This is a genomic window from Pseudanabaena sp. 'Roaring Creek', assembly GCF_001402795.1.
GTDB lineage: Bacteria > Cyanobacteriota > Cyanobacteriia > Pseudanabaenales > Pseudanabaenaceae > Pseudanabaena.
Genome location: NZ_LIRE01000189.1, coordinates 1 through 2453 on the forward strand (window position 1 = coordinate 1; position 2453 = coordinate 2453).

Below are 2453 nucleotides of genomic sequence, written 5' to 3' on the forward strand. Positions count from 1 at the left end.
TATAGCTGTCGCCAATTGTACTAGGACATAAACCCCAAGAATTGACTGGCGGCGCGAAGCGCCGCCAGTCAATTCTTGGGGTTTGATTTGTCCTAAGTCAAGTGACTGTAGCTATAAATTTTGACTTGCAACTCTATGCGCTCAAATCCAAACCAATAAAGTCCTTAAAAGTGTTGTTTCGCAACACTTTTAAGGACTTTATTGTGGTTCTTTTGCTCAAAAATTGCTGTAATTTTGACTTAAGCGATCGCTTTAGCCTTTTCGACAATTGCGGTAAATGCTTGGGGATCGAGAATGGCAATTTGAGAAAGCATCTTACGATTGATATCAATATTTGCTTTCTTAAGTAAACCTGCAAACTTGCTGTAGCTCAAACCTTGTTGGCGAGCCGCAGCATTGATGCGGGTAATCCAGAGACTACGGAAATCGCGCTTCTTCTTGCGGCGATCGCGGTAGGCATTACGTAGAGCTTTCATTACCTGCTGGTTAGCAGTGCGGAACAGCTTAGAGTGCGATCCGCGAAAGCCCTTGGCTAATTTCAGTACTTTATTGCGGCGCTTTCTAGCTACGTTACCGCGTTTTACTCTCGTCATGGCAGTTAATTCTTATCGTGAAATCGTTGTATTTATTTAATTTTTTAGGGCGTGTTGCGCCCTAAAAACCTTTAATTAGGCGTAAGGCATCATTGCGCTTACTCTGTCATTATCAGTCTCATCAACTATAGCCATTTGACCCAATCTACTCTTGCGAACAGTGGGCTTATGCTCTAATAGATGGTTGCGACCAGCGTGGCGGCGAGCAAACTTGCCGCTACCCGTCACCTTGAATCGCTTGGCGGCAGATTTACGAGTTTTGAGCTTAGGCACTTCTTTCTAGTCCAAATTTTTGACCTTTACGAGTGTACCATAATGTTGCTCGATATTTTGCATTCGGGATAAAATTCAAATAATTAAGTAATTAAGCATAATTAAATACCAGAATTAAAACCTGTGACACAAGCACAGATTGCGCCACAGGTTTTTAACTATGCCAAGCTGCTTACCATTACTCAAAATGATTTTAGGGTTTTCTCTGTATGAGGCGCGGAAAACCCTAAAATCGTTTTTAATAGAACTCTATGGCACAAACTGCTCCTGTAAGTTAAGTATGGAATCTAGTTCGGAAATTAAGACAAAACGCCGCGTGTTTATCAGTACGGGGGAAGTATCGGGCGACTGGCATGGGGCAATTTTAATTAAAGCCTTGCGCGAACGGGCTGCCCTCAGAGGCATGGAGTTGGAAATTGTCGGACTTGGTGGCGATCGCATGGCCGCGACGGGTGTAAAGATATTAGGCAATACGGTTGGTATTGGCTCGATCGGCGCAGTTGAGGCGCTACCCTATATTTTGCCCACGCTACAGGTGCAGCGGGATGCTAAAAAATGGCTCAAAACCTCCCCTCCCGATGTAGCAGTATTGATCGATTACATGATGCCCAATCAGGGAATTGGTTACTATGCTAAACGGACATTGAAGATTCCTGTGATCTATTACATTGCCCCTCAAGAATGGGTATGGTCTTTTGATGACAAAAATACTAAAGCGATCGCTGCTTTTACCGATAAATTATTAGCCATTTTTCCCCAAGAGGCTATTTACTACGAGAAACAGGGAACAAATGTGCAGTGGGTGGGGCATCCCTTTGTCGATCTCATGGCACTGGTGCCTGATCGCGTTGCGGCTCGTCAGCATTTGGGCATCGCTGATGATGATTTAGTCGTGACACTCCTCCCTGCATCCCGCACCCAAGAACTGCGATCGGTAATGCCGATTATTCTTGAAGCAGCAAAAATCATCCAAACGAAATTACCCCATGTCAAATTCTGGTTGCCCCTATCCCTAGAGCGCTATCGCCTCGAAGTGGAAAAGCTCCTCAAGAAATACGACCTTCAGGCTACGATTATTTCGGATCGATCGCAAATTGCCATCAGTGCCTCAGATTTAGTATTGAGTAAATCTGGTACGGTAAATTTGGAAACAGCACTGCTGAATGTGCCGCAAGTCATTCTCTATCGGGTCAGTGCGATTACCGCTTGGATCGCTCGCTATATAGTGAAATTACAATTACCATTTATTTCCCCTGTCAATTTGGTAAACATGGAATCGGTAGTTCCTGAGTTCGTTCAGAATGATGCTATTCCCTCTGCGATCGCTGAAGCCGGTCTAGAACTATTAGTAAATTCTCAATCAAGGCAAACCATGCTGGATGGATATGCCAGAGTAAGAGAAAGTCTAGGAGAAAAGGGAGCGATTAACCGAGTAGCGGATTCAATTCTTGATTATCTATAGCAACATAATACCAAAGCCCAAAAGTAAAAGCCTTGCTTAGCAAGGCTTTTACTTTTGGGGCTTTGAGAAAGGGTTTGCATAGCAAACCCTTTCTCAAAGCCCGTTTCAAATTATCCCGAACTCAC

At 44.0% G+C, this 2453-nt stretch carries 3 protein-coding genes; 1 reads left to right on the forward strand and 2 read right to left on the reverse strand.

All coding sequences use genetic code 11. From position 1 onward, the window contains the following. Positions 1–239 precede the first annotated feature (239 nt). Both rplT and rpmI read right to left on the reverse strand, forming a co-directional pair. Positions 240–593, reverse strand: coding sequence for a 50S ribosomal protein L20 (gene rplT / locus AC805_RS06035; RefSeq protein WP_009625756.1), 354 nt, complete (start codon positions 591–593; stop codon positions 240–242). 75 nt (positions 594–668) lie between these two features. After that, a complete protein-coding gene (gene rpmI / locus AC805_RS06040) occupies positions 669–866 on the reverse strand; it encodes a 50S ribosomal protein L35 (RefSeq protein WP_009625755.1) in 198 nt (65 codons plus the stop codon). A 280-nt stretch (positions 867–1146) separates the two neighbouring features. Here rpmI and lpxB point away from each other — a divergent pair, with 280 nt between their 5' ends. Next, positions 1147–2328: a lipid-A-disaccharide synthase gene (gene lpxB / locus AC805_RS06045; RefSeq protein WP_055074582.1), complete on the forward strand. Its 1182-nt coding sequence runs from the start codon at positions 1147–1149 to the stop codon at positions 2326–2328. The last annotated feature ends 125 nt before the right edge of the window (positions 2329–2453 follow it).

What these genes read in the sequence shown, in the direction of transcription:
- rplT (WP_009625756.1), bottom strand. Translation starts at nt 593, where the DNA reads ATGACGAGAGTAAAACGCGGTAACGTAGCTAGAAAGCGCCGCAATAAA.
- lpxB (WP_055074582.1), top strand. Translation starts at nt 1,147, where the DNA reads ATGGAATCTAGTTCGGAAATTAAGACAAAACGCCGCGTGTTTATCAGT.